We start from the raw sequence: 662 nt of genomic DNA, 5'->3' as shown, positions 1-662 counted from the left end.
TCCGGGACGATGTCACCGATCAGCGGGGTCAAAGCCGCGTCCGGGCCGATCTCCAGCCACAACCCGGCATCCGCGGCGGTGATCGCGTCAGCGAACCGGACCGGCCGGCGAACCTGATCCACCCAATACCCCGGACTCGACCAGTCCCGATCGACCCGTTCACCCGTCACACTCGACACCGCCGCCACCGACGGCTCACCGAACCCCAACCCCTCCACCACCCGCCGAAACTCCTCCAACATCGGCTCCATCAACGGCGAGTGAAAAGCATGCGACACCGACAACCGCCTGCCCCTCCACCCACCGGCGACCCGCTCCACCTCCCCCAGCGGCCCAGAAATCACCACCGAACGAGGACCGTTGACCGCCGCGACCGCCACCCGCCCCACCAGATGCGGAACAACCTCCTCCTCCGAGGCCTGCAACGCCCACATCGCCCCACCAGCAGGCAAAGCCTGCATCAACCGGCCACGCGCCTCCACCAGACGAACCGCATCAGGCAACGACAACACCCCGGCCACATGCGCCGCGGCCACCTCACCAATCGAATGACCAACCACCACATCCGGCCACACACCCCACGACTCCAGCAACCGCGCCAACCCCACCTCAACCGCGAACAACCCCGGCTGAACCCAACCCGTCCGCTCCAAACCCTCCCC

General features: G+C 67.5%; 1 protein-coding gene. It reads right to left on the bottom strand.

Annotated features, from left to right (window positions below; all coding sequences use genetic code 11):
- Nucleotides 1–602: acyltransferase domain-containing protein (locus ACSDR0_RS51025; RefSeq protein ID WP_435296204.1), on the bottom strand; the 602-nt coding region annotated here is incomplete at its 3' end.
- Nucleotides 603–662: the final 60 nt, after the last annotated feature.

This window comes from Streptosporangium sp. G11 (assembly GCF_051192615.1).
Taxonomy (GTDB): Bacteria; Actinomycetota; Actinomycetes; order Streptosporangiales; family Streptosporangiaceae; genus Streptosporangium.
This window is presented reverse-complemented; position numbering and strand designations above follow the sequence as displayed.